The sequence below is a fragment of the Pedobacter frigiditerrae genome, from assembly GCF_032678705.1.
GTDB classification, from domain to species: domain Bacteria; phylum Bacteroidota; class Bacteroidia; order Sphingobacteriales; family Sphingobacteriaceae; genus Pedobacter; species Pedobacter frigiditerrae_A.
In genome coordinates this window covers 211,648-234,384 of sequence record NZ_JAVTSS010000001.1, presented here as the reverse complement: position 1 = coordinate 234,384, position 22,737 = coordinate 211,648, and the positions used below count along the sequence as shown (strand labels likewise).

General features: G+C 33.3%; 21 protein-coding genes. All 21 read left to right on the top strand.

Annotated features, from left to right (window positions below; all coding sequences use genetic code 11):
• The first annotated feature begins 509 nt into the window (after window positions 1-509).
• The 21 genes from R2Q59_RS01005 to R2Q59_RS00905 all read left to right on the top strand — a co-directional run bounded on the left by R2Q59_RS01005 (window position 510) and on the right by R2Q59_RS00905 (window position 22,735).
• On the top strand, window positions 510-1,016 hold the full coding sequence (locus R2Q59_RS01005; RefSeq protein WP_316782853.1) for a UpxY family transcription antiterminator: 507 nt from the start codon (window positions 510-512) through the stop codon (window positions 1,014-1,016).
• 338 nt (window positions 1,017-1,354) lie between these two features.
• Window positions 1,355-3,154, top strand: coding sequence for an asparagine synthase (glutamine-hydrolyzing) (gene asnB, locus R2Q59_RS01000; protein WP_316782848.1), 1,800 nt, complete (start codon window positions 1,355-1,357; stop codon window positions 3,152-3,154).
• Between the two features lie 229 nt (window positions 3,155-3,383).
• The gene (locus tag R2Q59_RS00995; protein ID WP_316782845.1) at window positions 3,384-4,289 is read left to right on the top strand and encodes a glycosyltransferase family 4 protein; all 906 of its coding nucleotides are present in this window, start codon (window positions 3,384-3,386) and stop codon (window positions 4,287-4,289) included.
• Window positions 4,290-4,566: 277 nt separating this feature from the next.
• Complete coding sequence (locus tag R2Q59_RS00990) at window positions 4,567-5,424, top strand: ABC transporter permease (protein ID WP_316782841.1); 858 nt, start codon at window positions 4,567-4,569, stop codon at window positions 5,422-5,424.
• Window positions 5,425-5,586: 162 nt separating this feature from the next.
• Window positions 5,587-5,946: a four helix bundle protein gene (locus R2Q59_RS00985; protein WP_316782838.1), complete on the top strand. Its 360-nt coding sequence runs from the start codon at window positions 5,587-5,589 to the stop codon at window positions 5,944-5,946.
• A gap of 235 nt (window positions 5,947-6,181) precedes the next feature.
• Window positions 6,182-7,468, top strand: coding sequence for an ABC transporter ATP-binding protein (locus R2Q59_RS00980; protein WP_316782835.1), 1,287 nt, complete (start codon window positions 6,182-6,184; stop codon window positions 7,466-7,468).
• Window positions 7,468-8,259, top strand: a complete 792-nt coding sequence (locus R2Q59_RS00975) for a hypothetical protein (RefSeq protein ID WP_316782832.1) — start codon at window positions 7,468-7,470, stop codon at window positions 8,257-8,259. Before R2Q59_RS00980 ends, R2Q59_RS00975 begins: the two co-directional genes overlap by 1 nt.
• 25 nt (window positions 8,260-8,284) lie before the next feature.
• Window positions 8,285-9,175: a glycosyltransferase family 2 protein gene (locus tag R2Q59_RS00970; protein WP_316782829.1), complete on the top strand. Its 891-nt coding sequence runs from the start codon at window positions 8,285-8,287 to the stop codon at window positions 9,173-9,175.
• Complete coding sequence (locus R2Q59_RS00965) at window positions 9,162-10,151, top strand: glycosyltransferase family 2 protein (RefSeq protein WP_316782826.1); 990 nt, start codon at window positions 9,162-9,164, stop codon at window positions 10,149-10,151. The genes R2Q59_RS00970 and R2Q59_RS00965 overlap by 14 nt, the downstream gene beginning before the upstream one ends.
• Window positions 10,135-11,139, top strand: coding sequence for a glycosyltransferase family 10 domain-containing protein (locus R2Q59_RS00960; RefSeq protein ID WP_316782823.1), 1,005 nt, complete (start codon window positions 10,135-10,137; stop codon window positions 11,137-11,139). Before R2Q59_RS00965 ends, R2Q59_RS00960 begins: the two co-directional genes overlap by 17 nt.
• Window positions 11,129-12,121, top strand: coding sequence for an acyltransferase (locus R2Q59_RS00955; RefSeq protein ID WP_316782819.1), 993 nt, complete (start codon window positions 11,129-11,131; stop codon window positions 12,119-12,121). Before R2Q59_RS00960 ends, R2Q59_RS00955 begins: the two co-directional genes overlap by 11 nt.
• The gene (locus tag R2Q59_RS00950; protein WP_316782816.1) at window positions 12,108-13,085 is read left to right on the top strand and encodes a glycosyltransferase family 2 protein; all 978 of its coding nucleotides are present in this window, start codon (window positions 12,108-12,110) and stop codon (window positions 13,083-13,085) included. The genes R2Q59_RS00955 and R2Q59_RS00950 overlap by 14 nt, the downstream gene beginning before the upstream one ends.
• Window positions 13,037-13,783, top strand: a complete 747-nt coding sequence (locus tag R2Q59_RS00945) for a hypothetical protein (RefSeq protein WP_316782813.1) — start codon at window positions 13,037-13,039, stop codon at window positions 13,781-13,783. The genes R2Q59_RS00950 and R2Q59_RS00945 overlap by 49 nt, the downstream gene beginning before the upstream one ends.
• Window positions 13,780-14,763 (top strand): hypothetical protein, encoded by a 984-nt coding sequence (locus R2Q59_RS00940; RefSeq protein WP_316782810.1) that lies wholly within the window; start codon window positions 13,780-13,782, stop codon window positions 14,761-14,763. Before R2Q59_RS00945 ends, R2Q59_RS00940 begins: the two co-directional genes overlap by 4 nt.
• On the top strand, window positions 14,741-15,760 hold the full coding sequence (locus R2Q59_RS00935) for a glycosyltransferase (protein ID WP_316782807.1): 1,020 nt from the start codon (window positions 14,741-14,743) through the stop codon (window positions 15,758-15,760). Before R2Q59_RS00940 ends, R2Q59_RS00935 begins: the two co-directional genes overlap by 23 nt.
• Window positions 15,757-16,776, top strand: a complete 1,020-nt coding sequence (locus R2Q59_RS00930; protein ID WP_316782804.1) for a glycosyltransferase family 4 protein — start codon at window positions 15,757-15,759, stop codon at window positions 16,774-16,776. Before R2Q59_RS00935 ends, R2Q59_RS00930 begins: the two co-directional genes overlap by 4 nt.
• On the top strand, window positions 16,773-18,008 hold the full coding sequence (locus R2Q59_RS00925; protein ID WP_316782801.1) for a glycosyltransferase: 1,236 nt from the start codon (window positions 16,773-16,775) through the stop codon (window positions 18,006-18,008). The genes R2Q59_RS00930 and R2Q59_RS00925 overlap by 4 nt, the downstream gene beginning before the upstream one ends.
• Window positions 18,005-19,303, top strand: coding sequence for a hypothetical protein (locus tag R2Q59_RS00920; protein ID WP_316782799.1), 1,299 nt, complete (start codon window positions 18,005-18,007; stop codon window positions 19,301-19,303). Before R2Q59_RS00925 ends, R2Q59_RS00920 begins: the two co-directional genes overlap by 4 nt.
• On the top strand, window positions 19,281-20,102 hold the full coding sequence (locus R2Q59_RS00915; RefSeq protein WP_316782795.1) for an FkbM family methyltransferase: 822 nt from the start codon (window positions 19,281-19,283) through the stop codon (window positions 20,100-20,102). The genes R2Q59_RS00920 and R2Q59_RS00915 overlap by 23 nt, the downstream gene beginning before the upstream one ends.
• Window positions 20,095-21,279 (top strand): glycosyltransferase family 4 protein, encoded by a 1,185-nt coding sequence (locus tag R2Q59_RS00910; protein WP_316782792.1) that lies wholly within the window; start codon window positions 20,095-20,097, stop codon window positions 21,277-21,279. Before R2Q59_RS00915 ends, R2Q59_RS00910 begins: the two co-directional genes overlap by 8 nt.
• On the top strand, window positions 21,266-22,735 hold the full coding sequence (locus R2Q59_RS00905; RefSeq protein WP_316782789.1) for an exosortase Y-associated Wzy-like protein: 1,470 nt from the start codon (window positions 21,266-21,268) through the stop codon (window positions 22,733-22,735). The genes R2Q59_RS00910 and R2Q59_RS00905 overlap by 14 nt, the downstream gene beginning before the upstream one ends.
• The last annotated feature ends 2 nt before the right edge of the window (window positions 22,736-22,737 follow it).

Here is a 22,737-nt window from a genome sequence, read left to right as displayed (position 1 = left end):
TAGGGTTGAGATGGTTAGAGGGGTAAGTTGTTAATAGTTTACTTTCATTATCATCCAAAGCGTAATCTACTTGAGCGTCATATCGAACGCAGCGCAGCGAGGAGATATCTGATAATATTAAACTCATAGATCTCTCCTATCGTCGAGATGACGGCCGACTTGAGATGACGACAACTCTGAGATGACGGCCGCCTTGTGCGTCATATCGAACGCAGCACTTACTTGTGCGTCTTATCGAACGCAGCGCCTGCCTGTCCGGCAGGCAGGCAGCGAGAGCTTGTCCCGATCCGATAGCTATCGGATTTATATCGGGGAGATATCTGATAGTTAACTCATGGATCTCTTACCGATGAATCGGTACTGGCTCTATCGTCGAGATGACGGCCAAGCCGAGATGACGGCTACTCGAGATGACGACTATTCTGTTGATGAAATACTTATTTATGTACGATATTTATTATTTTTAGCTAATTTCAACTCCAAACAAAATAAAACTCCAACCCTCACTAATGATCGATAATACATACAAGTGGTACCCTATCTACACTAGATCAAGGGCGGAGAAAAAGACAGCTGAAGCTTTAGCCAAAAAGAACATCACTACTTATTTGCCTTTAAAGAAAGTTTTAAAACAATGGAGTGATCGGAAGAAGATTATTGAAGAGCCATTGTTAAAATCTTATCTATTTATCTATATCTCTTCCAAAGAGTACAACGAAGTATTAATGACTTATGGCGTTACTCGTTTTATCTATTTCTCTGGTAAAATTGCTTCAATTCCTAATAAACAACTGGAAGATTTACAGTTACTGCTCGCTAACGACACTGACCTTGAACTGATTGACTATAATATTTCTCTTGGAGAAAAAGTTTTAATTAAAGCTGGCCCTTTTAAGGGAATTATCGCAGAATTAGTATCTTTAAAGAACAAAAAGAGTATAGTTTTACGATTAGAAAACATCGGCTATTCTATTCTCATTAATACTTCTATGGCTTTCATTGAGCCGATGAAGTAACCGTCAAAAAACTAAGCAGTTACAAAAAACATAATGTGACTGAGCGGGCGAAGCTGTATTTAAGCAGTTAGATGTTAGACAACCAAGCGTGATAAAGAAAGGGTTGTATTTGATGATTAGGGTTGAGAGGTTTAGGGGTTAGTGTTAAGGATTTTGTTTAGTTTGTCATCCAGAGCGCAGCGAAGCCTGCCTGCCGGACAGGCAGGTATCTAATTTGTAAACTCATTCATTAAATCCTTGATATACCTTTCCACAAAAATCTAAGAAGATTTAAAAATCGTATATCAGCAATGACTTCTTCTATAATAGCGTTGGAGAATATCCTCAGGAAAAACTAAATGTGTAGAATAGCAGGCATTATAGATATCAAACAAGAGTTAACACTTATTAGCAAGAAGGTGCAAAAGATGTGCGCTGTAATGGCACATGGCGGGCCAGATGGCGAGGGTGTTTATGAGAGTAAAAAAAACAACCTTGCTTTTGGGCATCGCCGATTGGCATTGATAGATCTTTCTGCTACCGGCCATCAGCCTATGCTTTATAATGACGAATACGTTATTACTTTTAATGGTGAAATTTATAATTACCTCATCCTTAAAAAGGAATTACAAGATTTAGGCTTTCATTTTAATACGCAAAGTGATACAGAAGTAATTTTAATTGGTTTTGCTTGTTGGGGTATAGCAGTATTCGAAAAGCTATCAGGTATGTTTGCTTTTGCGCTTTATGACAAAAAAGCCGAGCTTACGTATTTGGTAAGGGATCAATCAGGGATTAAACCACTCTACTACTCAGCCATTAACCAACAATTGATTTTTGCCTCAGAAGTTAAAGCTTTTAAAATATTAACAATAGCCGAAGATCCAAATTGGAAGATCTACTTTTTAGCATTTGGCCACATACCAGAGCCTTATACCACGCTAAAAGATGTATTCATGCTACCTAAAGCTCACTACCTAAAGTGGGATCATCAAAACAACAGCTTGGAAACCTTTAGCTTTCATCAAGAAAATTATGAAACTGTAATTGATGAGCGTGAATATGCAGAAAAGGAGATTAAAAAAACCTTGGCCGATGCGGTGGCCCGTCACCTCATTGCCGATGAACCCATTGGAATTTTTTTAAGTGGAGGTATAGATAGTAGTTTACTTACATTATTAGCCAATCAGCTACAACAGAAAAATTCGCAAGCCTTACATACCCTTTCCATTAATTTTAAGGACGAGCAATTCTCTGAGAAAAGTTACCAAGACTTGGTTCTAAAGGAAGTGAACAGCGACCATTATGAATATACATTAGACGAAAAAACCTTCGGCAAACATTTCCCAGCCGCTTTGGCAGCAATGGACCAGCCCACCGCAGACGGAATCAACTCATGGTTTGTTAATCATTATGCTAAACAAAATGGTTTAAAAGCTTTTTTATCAGGCGTTGGTGCCGACGAATTATTTGGTGGTTATCCTTCCTTTAGCAGAATGGGTACCGTTAATTTTTTAAGTAGCTTACCTACTTCTCTTTTAAAAATGGGGATAAAGATTAAGGCAAACAGCTTAAAAAGAACATATTACCTTCATTATAAAAATACAATTGGTAAATACTTGTTTTTGAGGGGTTTTTTTACGCCCGATGAGATTAGCAAATTACTTACCATACCTATCTCCACTGTTGATTCGATTTTAAAAAACTTACCTGTTTCAAATATACCAAGTTCTTTAGGCGCCGAAGAGCAAGCGAGTTGGTTAGAAACCAATTTATACATGCAAAATCAGCTACTAAAAGATACTGATTTCATGAGCATGCAACATGGTATTGAAATAAGAGTTCCGTTTTTAGATAAGGAACTGGTGAAATTAATAAATACCCTATCTAATGCCGTTAAATATAAAACCAGCAAGAAAAAAGGCTTATTAATAGATAGTTTCATTAACCTGTTGCCTCGCAAAATTTGGGACAGGCCTAAAATGGGTTTCACTTTTCCTTTTCAGGATTGGTTAAACAGTAACAGCTATTTTCAGCAACAATTGGCTACTTGCACAAACGAAAGGGCTAAAGAGCTCATTTCTAATTTTAAAACTGGCAATCTGCATTGGTCTAAAGCAATGGCCATCTATCAGGTTTTTAAGAAGGTTGATGAATAAACCTAAAATCTTGTTGCTCACCTTGCACACTTTTAGCTTAACAGGTGGAATAGAAAAAGTGAGCAAGATTTTAGCTAAAGTATTACACGATGGCATTAAAAGCAAGGAGCTAAATACTGAAAGCATGAAAGTGTTATCGCTATGTGATCTCCATAAAGATGTAGATGTAAGGTATTGTAATAAAGGGAACTTTAGAGGTTACGGCTACAATAGAGCTAGATTTAGTTTAATGGCTATTGCAAATGGATTAAATAGCGACATCATCATCCTAAGTCATATTAATTTACTAACCATTGCCTATTTCGTCAAATTAGTCAAAAAAAAAACAAGGATCATTATCCTAGCCCATGGCATTGAGGTATGGCGTAATATTAGTCCCTGGAAAAGATTTTTTTTAAACAAACACATAGAAATTTGGGCAGTTAGTGAATTTACCTCGAATGTTTTACAAGAAAAACACCATATAAAGAAAAGTAAGATACAGGTGTTGAATAATTGTTTGGATCCTTACTTGGAAGTTCCTTCAGTTTTTAAGAAGCCTCAGTATTTAACTGATAGATACCAATTAAAAGAAAATCAACCAGCCTTACTGACCATTAGCCGTTTATCGTCTTCAGAGCTTTATAAAGGTTACGACTTGATTATTACCGCAATGCCAAAGCTTTTAGAAAAATACCCAAACTTGGTTTATGTCTTGGGTGGCAAAGCCGATGCAAGTGAAAAAATAAGATTAACAAAACTTATTGCAAAAAATAACCTTCAACAGCATGTATGTTTAGCAGATTATATTCCTGATAAAGAATTAATAGATCATTTTTTGTTGGCAGATGTTTTTGTTATGCCTAGCAAAAAAGAAGGCTTTGGTATTGTATTTATTGAGGCTGTTGCTTGCGGTTGCCCAGTAATTGCAGGTAATTTAGACGGCAGTAAAGATGCTTTGCTAAACGGTGAGTTAGGTATATTAATTAATCCAGAATCTACTGGAGAGTTGATTACCGCAATTGATAAGGTGATTACTCGAGGTAAAAGTGAGGCACATAGTTTATCGCTGCAACAAAAATGTTTATCGCATTTTAGTTATGAGCTGTATATGGAGAAAGTTATAGGGCTTTTGAATCCTAACCAACGAGCGTGACGGATTCGGCTTGTCATCCGATGAGTATAAAGCTCTCTGCAAATCTCATCGGACGACTATAAGATAAGACCACGTGTTAGTCATCCGATGAAACCGAGCATTTGCAGATAATCATCGGATGACAGAAATTACACAAGCATTAAGACGTCCTGCTGATAGCTATCAGAACAAACTGAAGATGACAAATCTAAAAATATGAGCACTGAAAGTCACGAATGGACTATTGACCTCACCCCCCGCCCTCTCCTTGAAGAGAGGGAGCTATTTAACTTTAGAAATGAGCGCTGAAAATCAAAGTTGGACTATAGAGTCTAAATCTTCCTTATTAGACCTGAAGCTTAATGAGGTTTGGGCCTATCGGGATTTACTTTTATTATTAGTTAGGCGAGATTTTGTTTCGTTCTATAAACAGACCATATTGGGACCTTTGTGGTTTTTTATTCAGCCTTTATTTACTACCATTATCTTTACCTTCATCTTTGGGAATTTAGCAGGTATATCTACAGATGGTCTACCAAAACCTTTATTTTATATGGCGGGCATTACCGCTTGGAATTATTTCGCCGATTGTTTAACTAAAACATCAACCGTATTTAAAGATAACGCCAATATATTTGGAAAGGTTTATTTCCCTCGACTAATTATGCCACTGAGCATTGTGGTTAGTAATTTGGTTCGCTTTGGGGTACAGATGATCTTATTTTTATTGATGATGGCTTATTATCATTTTGTAATTGGCGCTCCATTTAACATCACTTGGGCAATCGCTTTGTTCCCTGTTATCGTAGTTTTAATGGCCTTATTAGGCTTGGGTGCAGGAATGATCATCTCTGCCATGACCACTAAATATAGAGATTTAGCATTTCTGGTGACTTTTGGCGTGCAACTTTTGATGTATGCTACGACCGTAATTTATCCCCTATCCACTGCTCTCGAAAAATACCCAGCTTATGCTTGGATCATTGAATATAACCCCATGACCCCTATCATTGAAACTTTTAGGTACGGCTTTTTGGGCGAAGGAGCATTTAGTTGGGGCGGCTTAGGGTACGCAAGTGGGATTACTTTGGTTCTGCTTTTAGTGGGCATTGTGGTATTTAATAAGGTGGAGAGGAATTTTGTTGATACTGTTTAAAAAGCCAAGGGCTTTTTAAATTGGGTTAGAGGTTGAAGGGGTTAGAGGTTAGGGAGTAGAAGTTTAGGGGTTAGGATTTAGGGCTAGATTTTAGGAGTTACAGAATTTTTTATATATTCATATCAATCATCCTTTATTTATTTCAACACTTAAATAAAGAATATGCATACCTACTCATTTGAAAAATTAGAAGTTTGGCAACTTTCAAGGTCTTTTAGAAAAGACATCTATCGTTTGACAATTAAATTTCCAAAAGAAGAAACTTTTGGCTTAATAAGTCAAATTAAAAGATCCGTTAGCAGTATTGGCGCCTGTTTAGCTGAAGGCTCTGGCAAAATGACCTCAAAAGATAAAGCGCATTATACAAACATGGCTTACACAACCTCGCTCGAAACCTTAAATCATCTAATCGGGGCTATGGATTTGGATTATATAACAGAAGAAGAATATTTATTACATAGATTAAAAATAGAAACTATAACAACTAAATTGACGGGATTAAGAAAAGCACAATTGGGTTAAATATTGGTTAGAGGTTAGGGTGTAGAGGGTTAGAGAGTGGGTCTGAGAGTGGAGGGTTTAGAAGGTTTAGAGAGACACGTAAGTAGATCTAAATTATTAATTTAATCCTTTATCGCCACTAATATCTTAAATTTTATACCTATCTAACGCCCTTCTAACCCCTAAACCCTTCTCAACCCTAACCTTTTAATTATGCTAATCCCTAACCTCTTTCTAAACCCTAACCCCTAAATCCTTGTCAAACATCGCCATCAAAGTAGAAAACCTCTCTAAAGCTTACCAACTAGGTCAAATAGGCACTGGAACTATCAGTCGTGATTTAGAGCGCTGGTACTCAAGGATACGAGGGAAGGAAGATCCATTTTTAAGAATTGGAGAAACCAATGATCGTAGCAGCAAAGGCACTAGTGATGTAGTTTGGAGTCTAAAAGACATCAATTTCGAAATTGAACAGGGTGATGCCGTAGGTATTATTGGTAGAAATGGCGCTGGAAAAAGTACACTACTGAAAATACTAAGTAAGGTAACCGCTCCTACTACTGGTAAAATTTCTGGTAAAGGTAGAATTGCCAGTTTGTTAGAAGTAGGTACCGGCTTTCATCCAGAATTAAGTGGTAGAGAAAACATTTTCTTGAATGGAGCCATTTTAGGAATGCGCAAAAAGGAAATCCAACGTAAACTAGATGAAATTGTAGATTTTGCTGGGATAGAGCGTTATTTAGATACGCCTGTTAAACGATACAGCTCTGGGATGTATGTCCGTCTGGCTTTTGCAGTAGCAGCCCATTTAGAATCTGAAATCTTAATTGTAGATGAAGTTTTAGCGGTTGGTGATGCAGAATTTCAAAAGAAGTGTTTAGGTAAAATGGGCGAAGTGAGCAAAGGAGAAGGTAGAACAGTGCTTTTTGTGAGCCATAATATGGCTAGTGTTGAATCTCTTTGTAATCAAGGGATTGTATTGGATAATGGTTTTGTTCTATTCGAAGGTGGGATGAAACAATCAATTAGTTCTTATAACAATCTTTTAGCAAAAGAAAACGACAGCGATATTTCAACTTATTTAGACAAAAACAAAAACAATAAGCTATTAATCAAGGAGATTCTAATTAACAAACAGTCTGCCGCATTTATTGATATTGATGATAGGCATATTGAAATTGAGTTATTAGCAGAATCTTTTGTTCATGAGCTTTTTGACATCGAATTATATATAATGAATCCTGTCAAAAACATCCCAATATTTTTCTGCAGCTTGTACTATACCCATGGAGAAAAAATAATGATGTCAAAGGGGCGTATGTCAATTAAGTTCAATGTCTTACTACCAGACAATATATTTTCTGGTGTTTACAGCCTAAATATGATTGTTACTATTCCAGGGAAAGTATTTTTATATAAAATAGAAGATAGGTATCGATTAAATATTAAGGGAGCAGATTGTGAGAGTGGTAAAAACTATAATTTGGAAGATAATTTTGGATATGGCTATTTAAAAATTCAAGACATAGATTATAAAATTTAATGAAAATCTATCATTCAATAAAAAAGATTAGTAAATCTACCATCAATGAAATATCCGCTTTAACAATTAATTTCTCGTTATTTAAAGTAAAAAACTCGGTTTTATTGCCTCATCTAAATAAAAAAATAATCTCTTTTTCTTTATTTGGCAATGATAAAAAATATTTTTCCAACATTGATTCATGTATTAAAAGCTACCGAATATGGTTTCCTGAATGGATATTTAGGGTATATGTGAGTGATGATTTACCAAATGAGGTATTAAAAAAATTTGAAGACCAAAATTGTGAATTAATCATAATGACAGGTAGGCAGACTGATTTCAGATATACTTTTTGGCGATTTTTAGCTTTAGATGACAAGACAGTTTCTTGTGTACTCATTAGAGATATCGATAGCATTGCATCTGAAAGAGAAAAAATAATGGTAGATCAATGGTTAAATTCGAATCAAACACTACATATAATTAGGGATCATCCAGATCACTCTGATCTAATTATGGGTGGAATGTTTGATAGGCATTTTGATTCTTCCTTTAATATGAAAAAAGCAATGCTGAAATTCAAAAAACTAAACATATTAGGCGTTGATCAGCAATTCCTAAAGTTAATATATGAACATTATTTTCCAAACATCTTAGTCCATGATATTTTTAAGCGTTACGATCAAGAAGAACCAATCATTATCCCCCATACGGACAAAAACAGTTTTATTGGGGAAATCAATATTAATCATCAACATAAACAAAGAGACCTTATAGCATTAAAAAGGTTTTATGATGATAAGACTTAAATAGCATTTTTAGCTTTTCGCTTTTATGAATAATTGGCCAAAAATCTCAGTTGTTACAACCAACCTCAATCAAGATGCATTTCTTGAAGAAACAATCTGTTCAATTACCAACCAAAACTATCCAAATCTCGAATATATCCTTATTGACGGGCAGAGTACCGATAATAGTATGGATATTGTTAAAAGACATAAAGATAAATTTACTTACTGGTGCTCAGAAAAAGATGAAGGTCTTTATTATGCTTTAAACAAAGGTTTTGATAGGGCTACTGGAGAAATCTTTATGTGGGTAAATTCCGATGATTTACTTCATCCTGGTTCTCTCTTCATTGTGGCAGAAATATTTAATACTTTTCATTCCGTTGATTGGATTACAGGCCTAAATATATCTTTCGATGAAAAAGGAAGAGTAATTGGTGCAGATCGAGCAAAAGGCTTTACTAAATACGATTTTTATACCCATAAATACCAATGGTTGCAGCAGGAATCTACTGCATGGAGAAAAAGTCTCTGGCAAAAAGCAGGAAACTGTCTCAATCCCAATTATAAATATGCAGCTGATTTTGACCTTTGGATTCGCTTTTTCAGATTTACTAACCTTTATCCATGTGACGTGCTTATCGGTGGATTTAGGATGCGTTCAAAAGACCAGTTGTCTCTAAATTTTTTAGACAAATACGAGGCTGAAGTAAATAAAATAATCAATGCTGAGAAGAGAAATCTTGCAAAACCAACATTGAAGGTATTACATCTTTTAAGTACCATCAAAATCCTACGAACCGTATTAAAATATACTTATATTTTAGATTTAAAAATCTTTGCAAGAATACTAGACAAGATTGAAAGAAACTTATTAAAAAAACCAACTGCCAGAATTCACATTAACCGATTAACTTGCCAATTTGAAATCATTTAACGAATTTGAAGTAACTAGCAGTCATAACAAAAAAAAATGGCCGTGGGTAAACATACTTAATTCTAATTGCTATTTGACAAGAGCAGAATGGCCAAAAATTTCTATTGTAACACCAAGCTATAATCAGGCTGAGTATATAGAAGAAACCATATTATCTATCATATACCAAAATTATCCAAATTTAGAATTTATAATTATAGATGGGGGAAGTAAGGACGAAACCTTAGCAATTATAAAAAAATATGAGTCTTACATAAAATATTGGGTAAGCGAACCAGATAATGGCCAAGTAGAAGCTATCTTAAAAGGATTTAAACATTGTACAGGAGAAATATTTAATTGGATAAATAGTGATGACTTATTAGCCCAAAATGCATTATTTAATATTGCTGAAGCTTATCTCAATGATAGTAGCTGTAGCTTAAAGGTTATTACAGGTGGGTGTACTCATTTTACTAATGATAGAACTAACTGTGAAAGCACATTTGTTAGAGACTTAACATTCGATGGGTTGATTAGCGAACAATCCTATTTCCAACAACCTTCTCAATGGATTGCTCTTAAAACAATAAAAGACTTAAATATAGATAGTAATTTACATTATTCTTTCGATTGGGGAATGATTCTAAACCTGAATCTAAAATCAAAAGAGATTAAATACCTATCCATAAACATATCTTTTTTTAGAGAACACGAAGAAGCAAAGACATTTAAAGATGGCCTGCTCTTTAAATACGAAAAACTGATAATAGTAAAAGAATACTTCAAAAAAACTAAAAATTTACGCCGTAGGGTAGTTCTCTTTCATTATATTTTTAAACTGAGCCGTTATTTAAAAATAGTTACTGAAATAGAAAAAAAAGGTAAAAATAACCTAATCACTTTCCTTGTTTTTGGTCTTCAATCTCCCTCACTATTTTTAATGAGATTTTATCTTGGACGTTTAAAATCCCTATTCCTTGAAAAAAAAAATTAAAATCAAAGTCCAAAACGGATTATCATTTGAAGGATTCAAAGAAGAAGTTTTTGATAAGAATGGAATATCCACAGCTTTCAACTTGATAAAATCAGAGCATCCTGATATTATTATTTTTGGACCGTATGGAAGTGATATACCCTCTAAAGGCAATTATACTCGCATTGGATATTATTGTGAATGTATTACACCAGATTTAACCAATTGTGAATGGGCATTTGGTGTTCCAACAACACAAGAGATTAAAGATAATCGTTATAGGAGAATACAATGGCATGGTTTAGATCCTCACTCACTTATCAAGAACATTGATCCAGAGAAGGAATTTGCTAAAAAAATTAAATTCTGCAACTTTCTATATTCTAATCACATTCCGTATCGAGAAGAATTTTTTAGACAGCTTTCTAAATATAAAAAAATAGATGCGCCTGGCAGGTCAATGAATAATATGGCATCTATTGATTCTCAATATTATGGAAGCAAATGGGATATTAAAAGACAATTCTTAACCCCATATAAATTCACAATTGCTTTTGAAAGTTATTCATATCCTGGATATCAGACTGAAAAATTATATGATGCAATGCAAATGAATAGTATTCCACTATATTGTGGTGACCCATTCATAAATGAGGTATTCAACCCAAAAAGCTTAGTTGATGCATCATCTTATTTAATGAGTAAAAACCCTGCTATGGTAAATTTTTTAGAATCTAATTGTCAATATAATTTTAAAGATTACCAACCAGCAACATACAATAATCTATATTACAAGGTTAGACGCAAGCTTAAAACAATAGGTAAGACTCAGAAAATGAAATTTAAACTAAATAACCTAGATTTTAGTCCACTTATTGATCGAATAATTGAACTTGACCGCAACCCTGCTCTATATATAAATATGCTAGCTGAACCGTTTTTAAATGGAAACAGAGTTGAAGAAGATGCAAGTAAATCAAGGTGGATAGAAATTTTTAATGCAGTCTAATAAGCATTCTGATTTTAACTTAGGTGTTCAACAATTGAGAGGGCTCGCCGCATTAGCTGTGGTACTGTGTCATTATGGGTCAGACCTAAAAAACTATCCTTTACTTTCTAAAATCTTTAATAAAGGACAATTAGGTGTACATGTTTTCTTTTTAATTAGTGGATATATTATTCTCTACGCACTTCTAAAAAACAATTACTATCCACGAAATTTTTTCGCCTTTTTATTCAAAAGAATGATAAGGATAGATCCGCCCTATATTTGCGTCATTATACTTACATTATTAACTTTTTGGTTATTAACTTTTATCCCATCTTATGGAGGGAAAGAAATTCCTTTTATTCCAGGGCAATTTATTTCGCATCTTTTATATATTATTCCATTTACCAAATGGGAATTTTACAATCACATTTTTTGGACTTTATGTGTTGAATTTCAATTTTACATCTTGGTTGGAACATTATATTTTATTAGTGATTCAAAATTTTATAGATCATTTTTTTTATTATCATTTTCTTTAAGTTGTTTTCTTAATTTTCAGAATTCCTATTATTTAATCACCAACTATGCTCCTATTTTCGCTATGGGAATGGCGCAAATACACTATACAAAAACAAAGGAAAGTATCTATTTAGTTCTCATATTAACCAGCATATTAATTGTATACTGTAAATTTGATGCATTAATAACTTCTATACTTATTATTTCTGCAATCACGATTTATTACTGCAATCAATCATTAAAAATACTGTCTTTTTTAGGTAAGATTTCATATTCTCTTTATTTAATCCACCCAATAGTATTAATTTACATTCTTGGAATTGGAAAGAATTTTTTTGGCATTCCAGAAAACGAGCTATTATATTTATTGATCAAGCTAGTAATTTTAATCCCAAGTACTTATATTTTCTATTTTTTTATAGAAAAAAAATCCATCGAACTAGCCAAACGTTTTAAATATAATACTAATGAAACTACATAAAGTTTCTATAATTATACCACTTTATAATGCAGAAAAGTATTTGATGGAAGCAATTAATTCTGCACTTAATCAAACTTATCCAAACATTGAGATTATAATTATTGACGATGGTTCTAAAGATGAGTCATATTCAATTGCAAAAAAAATTCAAGCAGGTAATATAATTGTCGTTCAACAAACAAATAAGGGAGCCAGTGCTGCCAGAAATCACGGGCTAAGTTTAGCAACAGGTGATTACATACAATTTCTGGATGCAGATGACTTGTTAAGTCCAAATAAAATCGAAAATCAATTAAAAGCCATTGGGCATTTACCTAATTATATTTCCGTTTGCAGCACAATTCATTTTTGGAATGGTGACAATTTGGACAATTTAGTACCAAGTAGTTATGAGGACTCGTTCTTGAAATACAAAGGAACTCCCGCTGAATTTCTTATTAATTTATGGGGTGGAAATACTGCATATGGTTCAATGATAAGTATACATTCTTGGTTAACCCCCAAGCATATTATTGAAAAAAGTGGAATATGGAACGAAGAATTGACTTATGATGATGATGGTGATTTTTTTGCTAGAGTTGTGTTAAACTCGCAAGGAATAGTTTATAGTGAGCATGCTTACTGTTATTATAGAAAGCAAAAAACAAAATCCTTATCTGACCTTGATTCTTTAGAAAGATTTAAAAGTATGCTCCATTCAGTTTTGCTAAAAAAGGAAGCTTTATTCAGAAAAACTAATACTTACCCAGCCAAGTTGGCAATTTATAAAATGTTAACGGGGGTAGCTCTAAAATGTCTGCCTAAATATCATAACTTATATAAAATTGCAATTAGCGCCCTACCAAAAATAGACCCTAAAAACTATCAGCCGTCTATTGGGGGCCCGATTACCCAAAAATTAGTAAGTTTATTTGGATGGAAAACCATAAGGCTTGTTCAATATTATTTAAGATTAAAGGAATGATTGCTGTTGTTACGTCTTGTATTAATCCAAAAACAATGTCTTCGATTACGCGAAGTTTCTTTTCATTGGAGGAAAGAGAACTACAGACCATTCAAACGCTTAAGCGCCTTAAAGCAGTTGGGTTTAAACAGATTATCCTAGCGGATAATTCTTACGACTATGACTATTCAAAATTGAATGATGCAATAGAAAATGTAAATATTATTCACCTGAAACAATATCAGTTTGCTAATAAGAGTATTAATGAGGTTTTAATTTTATTATCTGTGCTGGATTATATACCACCAGACACCAAAATATTTAAAATTTCCGGAAGATATTTTCCAACGGATAACTTTAAACTTGAATTGAATGAAACAATAGATTTTAAGATTAAAGGATTCGACTTTAGTAGTAGAAGATCCGTAGTTTCTACAAGAGGATATTTTGTAAAAGACAAAACTGTTTATGAAGAATTTTTATTGTCCTGTTTAAATGAAATTTATAGTTACCCTTATCGAATAGTGGGCTTAAGAAGTTTATGGATTTTTATCAAAGAATTTTTCAAACCTAGCTTAAAAACAACCTCTTTTATTTCCATAGAGTTTGCTGCCGCTAGAGTGTTAAAAAAAGGCCATTTTAAATATGAATTAACTGACTATTTAAATATAGAAGGTCAAATTGCTGGATTACAATCAAAAGAATTTATACAAGAATGAACCAAATCTTAAATATCTTTTATGAAGAACCTAATCCAGATAGGTGGTTTAAATATGATCGTTATCCTAGACAAATTATTAGAAGAATAATTAGAGGGAAAGCAAGACCTGGGGGCGTAATGATGGTAGCTTTGGAATTAATGCGAGGACTAGACATTTTGAATATAGCCTACCGTTTTAATGATTATAGCTATGCCAAAAGACACCCTAATGAGTTGATTTGTGTAATTGGAAAACCACATTTGATTTTCGAAGAACGGTTTAAAAATCCGATTATCTTTGGAGCTGGTGTGTTTTCTCACCCAATTGAATGTTTAGATTTTTTTCAAAAATATACTAATGTAAAAAAAATGTTGGTCCCTGGACCTTGGATGGAAAAGATGTGTAAGCCATATTATGGCGATAAAGTAATGGCTTGGCCAGTAGGAATAGACACAAAAAAATGGTCGCCAGAAATAAAGAATGACAAACCGACTGTAGATTTCTTAATTTATAACAAAATTCGTTGGGAGAATCCATTATTCGAAGCAGTTATAAATGAGCTAACGAATCAAGGGCTTACTTATACTGTTATAAGTTATGGGCATTATAAGCATATTGATTTAATGAATGAATTAAGTTCAACTAAGGCTGTAATATTTCTTTGTGAGCATGAGACGCAAGGAATTGCCTATCAACAAATCTTAGCAACAGATACACCTATTTTAGCCTGGGATGAAGGTGGTTATTGGTCTGATCCTTCATTTTATCCTCATTTGGTAAAATTCAAGCCAGTTAGTTCAGTACCATATTGGAATGATGCTTGCGGAATAAAATTTAAAGATATTGATGATTTTACAGAACGCTTAAAAGAGTTCGTACCTAAACTACAGACCTTCTCCCCTCGTTCATATATTATGAAAAACCTTACTCTAGAATTGTGTGCGGAAAAATATTTAAGCATCGTAAAATCTGTAAATGAAGATCTTACAAATAGTTAATCCCGTTATCCCTTTTCCACCAACTACCATAGGTGGCACAGAGCGTATTGTTTATTATCTTATCAATGAATTGTTAAGAAATGGACATGAGATTACATTGATGGCACATAATGATTCTATTGTCCCAGAAGGTGTAAGGTTTATTCCAATAGGTACGTATTTAGATCAGAAAAATACTATCCAAATAATTTGGAAGCACCTACTTTTTAATAAATACGATGTGATACATAACCATGGCAGACTTATTTATTTTTTACCAAAGTTATGGAGCAAAATTAGAAAAATTCATACATTCCATATGGCAGATTTAGATACTATTTCGTTTAGACGATTTTTAGCATTAAATCCTCTTAATTTAACATTAAGCCCTTGTGGTAAATGGATACAAGACAAATCCATTAATTTAAAAGGTAACTGGAGTTATGTTAATAATGGCTTACCAAAGTATCTATATTCTTATAATCAAAACCCATTACATAGTGATGCTCCCTTAATCATCATTTGCAGAATAGGAAAAACAAAAGGTGTAATGGACGCTATTGAATTAGCTAAAGCCACAAATAAGAGTTTAATTATTGCAGGAAAGATCGGAGATTATCCACATGAAATTGCATGGTTTGAGCGCTTTGTACTTTCGGAATGTGATGGAAAGAGTATACGTTTTATTGGAGAAGTAAATGACAAACAAAAAAACATTTTATTAAATGAAGCTGCAGCATTACTGATCCCGACTAGCGATAGTGAAGCTTTTAACACAACTATGCTTGAAGCGAATGCTTGTGGATGTCCGGTAATTAGCTATAATAGATTTTGTTTTAAGGAATATATTATAAATGGTGTCAATGGCTTTACGGGTGAAGCATTTGAAGACCTTATTAATGCCATAAATAAATTGCCAGAAATCGATCGGCAAACTTGCAGAAATGTGTTCGATGAAAATTATACTGCAACGCATATGGCTAATCACTATATTAAATTATATCAGAATTCGGTATGAAAATAGCCATTATAGCAGATCCATTTATTCCAATTCCACCACAAAACTATGGTGGAATTGAGCGAATAATCGATTTTTTATCTCATGGGCTAACTGCAAAAGGCCATGATGTCCTTTTAGTTGCCAATAAGGATTCTTCAACAAGCATTGAGCTACTTAAATTTCCGGCACAAAGTGGTAGCTTAATTAGTCATTTAGAAAATGTTAAAGTAATTTCAAAACTGTACAGGTTTAAGCCAGATATAATACACAGTTTTGGTAGGTTGGCATATTTGCTGCCATTTTTCAATTCAAAAATACCAAAGTTGATGTCTTATCAACGCGAACCAACAATTAAACAAATTGTAAATGCAAAAAAAATATTCAAAAAAAACACTTTGTCATTTACTGGATGTAGTAGTTATATTAGTAATCAGATTTCACCTTATGCGCCATCCTATCCTATCTTTAATGGAGTAGATTTAGGCATATATCATTTTAACGCCATTGTATCTGATCATGCTCCTTTGGTCTTTTTAGGAAGAATAGAACCTATTAAAGGCACTCATATAGCAATAGAGGTTGCTCAAAGGACGGGCAAAAAATTGGTTATTGCAGGAAATATCCCTTCAGTTTATCAAGATTATTTTCACCAAGACATTAAACCGCATCTAAACGAACAAATTAGTTATATCGGACCTGTAGACGATGTGCAAAAAAACATTCTATTAAGGAATGCGTCTGGATTTCTAATGCCAATTGAATGGAATGAACCCTTTGGTATTGTAATGGCAGAAGCTATGGCTTGTGGAACTCCTATCATTGGCTTTAATAGAGGTTCTGTTTCAGAAGTGATTATAAATGGACTAAATGGATACAGTTGCAATACTATTGATGAAATGGTTGATTTGATAGATAAAATACCTCAATTAGATAGAAAAAAGGTAAGGCAAGACTGCGAAAAAAGGTTTTCTTCCATAGTAATTATTGATCAATACTTGGATCTATACCAAAAGATGATTAATAGTCATAAATGATCAAAATTGTAATCGTCACTTCTGGTCAACCTAGTTTAAATCCCCGATTGGTTAAGGAAGCTGATGCTTTATCTGATCAAGGCTTTATCGTAACAGTAATTTACCAATATTGGAATGATTGGGGGACAGTTATTGACTTAAAGTTATTAAAAAGCAAGAAATGGACAGCTGTCCATACTGGTGGTAACCCTGATAATAAAAAATTTCAATATTTAATAAGTAGAATTAAGCATCGTATTGGCAACTTACTTGCAAGGTATATTGGTATGAAATATGGGATTGCAGAATTTGCTATTAAAAGAAATGTTAATGGCTTATTAGATAAAGCAAAATCCATAAAAGCAGATTTATATATTGCACACAATTTGGGAGCTTTACCAGTGGCTGTATTAGCAAGCAAAAAGCATTATTCAAAATGTGGTTTCGATGCAGAAGATTTTCATCGACAAGAACAAACGGACAATGAAAACAGTTTAGCATTCAGATTAGCCCAATTTATCGAAGACAAGTATCTACCAAGCGTAGATTATCTCACTGTTGCTAGCCCTTTAATCGGCAAAGAGTACAAGAAATTCTACCCTAAATTAAATCCAATTATTATCAACAATGTCTTTCCTGCCTTCTGTATTCAAGAAAAAAAGTTAAGAGCTGAAGGAGAAAAACTCAAATTATTTTGGTTCTCTCAAACCATTGGTAAAGAAAGAGGTATAGAAGATGTAATAAAAGCAGTAGCATTACTCAAAAGAAAACATATTAGTTTAACCCTTTTAGGGAATATCGATGAGGCTAATAAAACTTACTTTTTAAGCTTAGCTGATGATTTTAGATTAGAACAAGAACAACTAAAATTTATCTCCCCCATATCTCCTGACAAAATTTTCGAATTGGCAAACAAACATGATATAGGTCTAGCGATAGAGTCAGGCTTTTGCTTAAATAACGATATAGCTTTATCTAATAAAATTTTTACCTATTTAACCAGTGGATTGGCAGTAATTGCTTCAGAAACTTCAGCCCAGAAAGAATTTCTCAATAAATATACCACAATTGGATTTTCATATAGTATTGGAAATGTGGAAGCATTAGCAACCCTAATTAATAATTTTGATATCAATAGAGAATTACTCCAACAAACCAAATTTGCATCTTATTCCCTAGCAAGGGAAAGTATGAATTGGGAATTGGAAAGTAAAAAATTTATAAGCCTTATAGAAAAAACATTAAAAGATTGAAAAGAATATTAATTATATGCCCCTACTTCCCTCCTTCCAATACTGCCGATATGCAACGTGTTAGAATGAGTTTGCCTTATTTTAAAGATCTAGACTGGAATGTAGAGGTAGTTATAGTGGATGAAAAGTATAGTGATGTTGTTAAGGATCCTTTATTGTTGGAATCAATTCCTTCTGATATAGTAATTCATAAGGTTAGTGCTTTATCAAAAAAATGGACTAGTAAATTTGGTCTTGGGAGTTTAGGTTTACGTTCTATGTGGTTTTATAAACAAAAGGTTAATCGATTGCTAAAATCAAAAAAGTTTGATTTGATTTATTTTTCAACTACTGAGTTTCCAATTTGTGTTTTAGGTAACCACTGGAGTAGAAAATTCGGCATACCTTATGTAATTGATATGCAAGATCCTTGGCACTCTGATTATTATAAAAACAAGCCAAAAGCAGAGCGCCCTAAAAAATATTGGTTTTCTTATCGTTTACATAAATACCTTGAGCCGATTGCGATGAGAAAAGTAAACGGATTGATTAGTGTTTCAACAAAATACATTCAAGTATTACATACAAGATATCCTTTATTAAAAAAGAAGCCTTCAGCAACTATCACTTTTGGTGCTTTTGATTTAGATTTTGAAATAGCAGATAAGCACAAGGAAAATCTAAAGCTGGCTTACCCTCAACAAGAAGGATATGTTAATTTAGTTTATGTTGGAAGAGGAGGATATGATATGCAAGATGCAATCAATATTTTATTCGAAAGTTTTAAAAAGGGAATTAAGGAAAGACCTGAATTATTTAATAATGTACATCTGCATTTTATTGGTACAAGTTATGCACCAAAAGGAAAAGGAAAGGAAACCATTTCAACTCTAGCGCATAACTTTGACATTTCGAATTATGTTACAGAATATACTGATAGAATTGGTTTTTATGAGAGTATTAAAAACTTAAAACAAGCAGATGGTTTAATCATAATAGGCTCTAATGATGTTGGCTATACTGCTTCCAAACTTTATCCCTATATTTTAACCAATAAACCTTTATTAGCTTTATTTCATAAGGAAAGTAGTGCCGCTAAAATTATTAAGGAATGTAATGCTGGTGATTTAATTACTTTAGATCAGTCCATTCAAATCGCATATCCTATTTTATCTCAATATATAGAGAAAGTAAATAGAAAAACTGCTCCTCTGACTAATTGGCAAGCTTTTGAACCTTATACAGCTGCCCATTTAACTAAACAACAAATAAACTTATTTAACCAGGTTATAGATGCTAGCTCAAAAGCTATATAGATTTTTATTAAGAAGACCTTTCTATAGAGGCCAAGATCGAATTTTCAATTATTTGTTTAAGAGCAACCGACTTGGCAAAAAACCGCAAATTGTAAGTCCAATAACAGGTGATTTTAAGGTTAACTGTAATCCTTTAACATGGATCGGTGCTAAAATCATTTTCACGGGTGAATATGAAAGTGAACTTAAAAAGATCTTTAAGTCCAACATTAATAAAGGAGATTATATTCTAGATGTGGGTGCCAATATTGGTTTTCATACGTTGTATTTTGCAGAACTTACTGGTAAAAATGGCAATGTCAGTGCATTTGAACCTGTTCCACATAATTTTGAAGCATTAAATTTTAATGTGAATTTAAATGACTTTAAAAATATAATAACTAAACAAATCGCATTAGGCAACAAAAATGAACAATTAAATATAGCTGCTGATGTAAACCATATTAATCCGGGATCATACAATTTATTTGACAAAAAGGGAGATACTTTAATTAACTGTGCTATTGGAGATGAAATAATTGGAGAAGATAGAGTTGACTTCATTAAAATAGATGTTGAAGGATATGAAAGTTTTGTAATAGAGGGGCTATTTCAAACAATTAAAAAGAATAGACCTAAAATCATATTTGAATATGACAAATATTATCATCATAAGACCGGCCTTCCTGAAAATCACATTCTACTGCTGCTTCATTCTTTAAATTACCATTTCTTTCACATTAATCAAAAAGGCACAAAAGTTTTAGATGACTTTCAAAATATTAAGTCAGGTAATATCTTAGCAACCCCAAATGACTAAAAGATTAGCTATAATTTGTACTCATCCCATACAATATTATGCTCCTGTATTTCAATTACTAGCTAACCAAGTTCAATTAAAAGTGTTTTACACTTCTGGGGAACAATCATCCTATAATTATGATAAAGGATTTGATAGAACTATTGAATGGGATCTTCCGCTGTTAAATGGATATGATCATATCTTCCTAAAAAACAATGCAAAATCACCTGGGACGCATCATTTTACAGGCATTGTTAACCCAGATCTAATTAAGCAGGTTAGCAATTTTGAACCTAATGGGATCTTAATTTATGGATGGGCTTGGCGTGGTCACCTAGAAGCAATGAGATTTTTTAAAGGTAAGGTTCCCATTTATTTTAGGGGCGACTCTACCCTATTGAACGAAAAAGGTCTTATTAAAACACTTTTAAGAAAAATATTTTTAAAATGGGTCTATAAAAATGTAGATACAGCATTTTATGTTGGCACAAACAATAAGGCTTATTATAAAGCTTTTGGCTTAGTAGAGGAACAACTGATTTTTGCGCCACACGCTATTGATAATTGTCGATTTGGAGCAGATGAAACTGAAGAAGCAAGAAAAATAAGAACAAATTTAAAAGTTGGGGAAAATGATATAATCATTCTTTTTGCAGGAAAGTTAGTACCAGTTAAAAATCCTTTTTTATTGTTAGAGGCTTTTATTGAACTTGATTTAACTAATGTTCATTTGTTATTTGTAGGGAATGGAGAGCTTGAAGAGAGTTTGAAGTCTAGAGTTCAAGGTTTAAAGAATACTCAAATCCTTCGACAAGCTCAGGATGACAACGTAAAAAACAGTATTCATTTCATGGATTTTCAGAATCAAACGCAAATGCCTGCAGTTTATCAGGCTTGTGATTTATTTTGTTTACCTTCTCAAAGTGAAACTTGGGGTTTATCTGTTAATGAAGCTATGGCCTGTGGAAAAGCGATTCTGACCTCTGATAAGGTTGGCTGTAGCATAGATTTAGTAGATCATCAAAATGGCTTTATTTTTAAAAGTGAAGACAAAGAAGACTTAAAGCAAAAAATTATAGCGTTGACTCTTGATAAAACTAAACTTAAAAAAATGGGAGAAAATAGCTTAGAAAAAATAAAAAAATGGAGCTTTGAAGTTCAATCTCACATAATAAGCCAATATGTCAACAGATAAGTTTCAAAATTATTCTCGTCAAAAAGTTTTAATCTTAATTTATTTACCATGGCTTGTGTCTTTAATGGTACAGATTAATCCTATTGCTTCTTATTTTGTGGCTTGGCTAGGTTCATTTTTCATATTTTATTTAACCCTGTTCTCTAGCATAAAGTTTATTCCCTTAGATATGCCATTAGTTAAGCAGGTAATGAGACCAATCGTGATTATCCAATTGATTTTTGCAGGTTTCATGTGCTGTACTTCGATTTTTTATTTCATGAACCATTTGGGTTATGAGTATTTTACTAAAGTAAACCCTTTCCCTTTTCAGGTAAATGAGCAGACCTATGCCATTGCCAAATGTCAGCGATTATCTTTATTAGCTCATGCTGCCTTAGTTACGGGTATTATTGTAAAAATCAAACAATTCCCAGTCATCAAACATAAATTGAATCTCAACTTAGATTTTTTCTTGATTTGGCTTTGCGTGATTACCTACGTTATAGGGGGTGCAACTTCTAAAATTGGCAGTATAGCTCAGTTTTCTTATGGTTTTATTAATGTTTCCATCACTTGTAGTGCTTTGGTTTTGGTGCGAGGAATGGTACAAAGAAAAAGAGGTTATATGATTTTTGGCGGTGGTTTATTTGCTTTTAACTTTTTAGCCTCTACTTTAACTGGGTATAAAGAGAGTATTATTATTAATGTGATCATCATTAGCTTTTTGATGTATCCTTATTATAAAAAAGTAATCTTGACCTTGGCCATTCCTACTATCTATATTTTGATATACATTTTACCTACTTTCGCAGGTATAGTTAGAGGGCAATCATGGTCAGGGGAGAAATCTGCTGCTGAAGCCCGTAGAAATGCATTGGATGCCGTATTGAATAGTGAGGCGCCAGTACTTGAAGAAACGAATTGGACATTTTTAACCGACCGAATCAGCGAAATTAACATGTTTACCACCTTTGTAAAACATGTGCCTGCAGAAAGAGATTTTTATGGCTTAGAAATTGTAAACAATTCTATTTTGGCAGTGATACCAAGGGCCTTTTGGCCAGGAAAATTTGTGACAGAAACCGTATCTATGGAACGGGTATATGATGCTGGCATATCTTATCAGGGATCAAATCTTTCCGCCAAAACAAGACCAGTTGTAGATGGCTACGTAAGTGCAGGTTTTATTGGAGTCTTTATTTCCATTTTCTTATATGGTCTGGCTACACAATGGATTTGTAATAAAGCCGAAGAATGGTTTGGCGGTTATGAATTGGGTTGTGTGGTTATGTTCAATGCTATTTTCCAACAGTTGTGGCGTGGTAATAACTTTGAGTTTTTATTGAATAATATTGTTTATGGGTATATTGCCATGTACGCTATTTTCTGGATATTGAAGAGATCTAATACGATTACGGAGTTGGGGGGTTATGAAGTGAGCAGTGAAGGTGGGGAGTTGGAAAGGCGGGTTTAGTT